The 3143-nt window shown below is 68.5% G+C and carries 2 protein-coding genes; one reads left to right on the forward strand and one right to left on the reverse strand.

Annotated features, from left to right (window positions below; all coding sequences use genetic code 11):
• Positions 1-336: 336 nt before the first annotated feature.
• Positions 337-1338 carry an alpha/beta hydrolase gene (locus AQJ27_RS49840; protein ID WP_067385454.1) on the reverse strand — a complete coding sequence of 334 codons (1002 nt, stop codon included), beginning with the start codon at positions 1336-1338 and terminating at the stop codon, positions 337-339.
• 231 nt (positions 1339-1569) lie between these two features.
• Here AQJ27_RS49840 and AQJ27_RS49845 point away from each other — a divergent pair, with 231 nt between their 5' ends.
• Positions 1570-2976 (forward strand): IS1380 family transposase, encoded by a 1407-nt coding sequence (locus tag AQJ27_RS49845; protein ID WP_067385456.1) that lies wholly within the window; start codon positions 1570-1572, stop codon positions 2974-2976.
• Positions 2977-3143: the final 167 nt, after the last annotated feature.

Here is a 3143-nt window from a genome sequence, read left to right on the forward strand (position 1 = left end):
TTAGCCTGACGCGTTCACCAGGCAAGTCCGGATCTTGATGTCGGAACGCAGAAGTGCTCCCTGAGCTGTGATGATCCGACTTGTCGAAGATCAAAGCATCGCAGCTGGGAGCACTTGCCACGTGAACTCCACAACGTCTCGTTCGAGGCCGTCTAATGCGCTCGGGGTTTGACGGAGCCGGGATGCTGGACACTTGTTGGTCCAGAACCTTGGGAGGGCTCCGTGTCACGCAGCTATCCGCCTGAGTTCCGTCGCAAGGTTCCTCGACCTCGTTGCTACGGGACGCCTGGCCGGCACGTTGTCCATCCCGCGGCCGACTACCGCCGGAGGAGACCGTCAGTTGGTGGCGAGAAGGTGCTCCAGCCAGTTGCGGCGTGCCGCGACAGCGGCCTTGCTGATCCGCGCCTCGGGGGCTTTCCGGTCGAAACCGTGGATTCCGCCGGGCCACACGTGCAGCTCGGCTTCGCCGCCGGCCTGCCAGATCCGGTCGGCGTAGGCGAGGATCTCATCGCGCAGGCACTCGGCGGAGCCGACGTCGAGGAATGTGGGCGGCAGCCCGGCCAGGTCGGTGGCGCGGGCGGGCGCAGCGTACTGCGGCACGTCAGCTTCGCCCTGGGCGTCGCCGAGCAGCGAGCTCCAGGCGAACCCGTTGCGGCTGCGGTCGAAGAGTTCGACGTCGTCCATCTGCAGGGCCGAGGCGCTGTCGTTGCGGTCGTCGAGCAGCGGGGCAATCAGCAGCTGGCCGAGCAGGCGGGGACCGCCCTTGTCGCGCACGGTCAAAGCGAGCGCGGCGCTGAGGGCGCCGCCGGCGCTGAAGCCCGTGACGACGATGCGTTCCGAGTCGATGCCGAGCTCGTCCGCGTGGTCGGCGACCCACAGCAGACCGGCGTAGGCGTCGTTGATCTGGGCGGGGTAGGGGTGCTCGGGCGCGAGCCGGTAGCCGACCGAGATCAGCGTGGCCCCGAACCGCTCGGCCGTCTCGAGTATCTGGTCGAGCCCGGTGCGGTGATCGCTACAGTAGAAGCCGCCACCGTGTATGAAGTAGAGCGCCGGCCGCGATGCGGGCGCGCCGGAGGGTGTGCACACCAGCAGCGGGATCTCGGGGGCGCCGTCCAGGCCGGGCACCGAAGGCTGGAAGACGGTGAAGCGCCCGCCATGGCTGAGGTCCTCGAGCGCCGCCACTGCGGCGTCGACCTCCGCGCGGATCACCGACAGCTTCTCGAGGCTCATCGGCGCCAAGTCCGGTTCCTCCGCCAGGTAGGCGTCATAAGCGACCTGGAGTTCGGCATCGAGAGGAACGGGAACGGCGGGCACGGTCTTTCCAGGTTCAAGATCCATACGCGCACGCTAGCGCCCCTGTTCCTTTCGCATCATTCGGATTTCAACACCTTGCCGATCGCGCAGCAGGGCCGGGCGGATCAGCGGCGCGGGTCAGGCGTGGGCCTGCTCGATCTCGACCAGTCTCACCGAGTAAGTCTGGATCTTGATACCGGAACGCAGAAGTGCACCCTGAGCTGCGATGATCCGATTTGTTGAGGATCAAAGCGCCGCAGCCGGGAGCAGTTTCACGTGAGCTCTACAACGTCTCGTTCGAGGCTGTCCGTAACGTCCGACGGGCGAGGTGTCGTTTCGCATGCCGGGGCCCGGCTGCTGGCCGATCTGGCGGAGGTGACCGCGCTGACCAGTGCCTTCGGTGACGCGCTGGCCGGAGGACGACAGCGCACCGGCGGCCACGATCCGGGCCAGGTGATCACGGACATGGCGGTGATGCTCGCCGATGGTGGCGAGACCATCTCGGATCTCGCCGTGCTGCGGGACCAGGCCGAGCTGTTCGGGCCGGTGGCCTCCCCGGCCACGGCATGGCGGGTGCTGAACCGAATCGACGGGGCGGCCCTGGGCCGGATGCGGGCGGCCAGAGCTGCGGCCCGCGAGATCGCCTGGGCGCAGCATGCCGACACCCGTGAGAAGTTCCCGCAGGCCAAAGCCGCTGGGCGGGTGATACCGGGGCTGGTGGTGGACATCGACGCCACCATCGTGATCTGTCACTCGGAGAAGGAGCAGGCGACACCGACTTGGAAGAAGACCTTCGGCTATCACCCGATCCTGGCCTTCCTGGACAACACTGGCGAGGGGTTGGCTGGGATCCTGCGCCCCGGGCGGGCTGGGTCCAACACCGCCGCCGACCACATCACCGTCCTGGACCACGCGCTTGCCCAGATCCCCGACGACCGGCGGTATGGGGTCCCGATCCTGGTCCGCACCGACACCGCCAGCTGCACCAAAGCGTTCCTGGCACACATCAGGGCACTGCGCGCCGACGGGGTGGACGCCCGGTTCTCCGTCGGCGCCCCCATCGACGCCGAGGTCCGTGACGCCATCAGCGCACTGCCGGCCTCCGCGTGGGCGGCCGCGATTGACGCCGACGACGAACCCCGTGACGGCGCGCAGGTCGCCGAGCTGACCGGTCTGCTCGACGCCGCCGGGTTTCCCGAAGGCACCCGCTTCATCGTGCGGCGAGAACGCCCGCACCCCGGCGCTGCCCTGGATCTGTTCGACACCGTCGAAGGCTTCCGACACCAGCTCATTGCCACCGACAGCCCTCCCAGCACCGGACCTCTGGCCTTCATCGACGCCCGCCACCGCGCCCACGCCCGCGTCGAGGACCGCATCCGGTGCGGCAAGGACACCGGGTTCGGCCGCTTTCCGTCGCGCCAGGCGAACATTAACGCCGCCTGGCTGGAACTCGCCCTGGCCGGCATCGACCTCATCGCCTGGACCCAGATCCTGCTCCTTGACGGCGAACTGGCCAAGGCCGAGCCCAAGCGACTGCGCTACCGACTGTTGCACACCGCCGCTCGCATCACCCGCGGCGGCAGACGGACCTGGCTGCGGATCGCCGAACACTGGCCCTGGGCCCGGGACCTCGTCACCGCCTTCGCCCGCCTGGCCGCGCTGCCCCGTCCGGCCATCTGCTGACCAGCCGCTTCGCGATGCCGCCCGACCACGACCCCGAGGACTCCTGGAGCACCCGGCCACCGCGCCGGGCCTGCCGCATGCCCGCATCACACCGTCACGACCCAGCCCACTCAGAACCCAGACTCAACCGCAATGCTCAGAGGCTTGATGAAAGACCGAGGTTAGGG

It is taken from the genome of Streptomyces olivochromogenes (genome assembly GCF_001514115.1).
In the GTDB taxonomy this organism is placed as follows: domain Bacteria; phylum Actinomycetota; class Actinomycetes; order Streptomycetales; family Streptomycetaceae; genus Streptomyces; species Streptomyces olivochromogenes.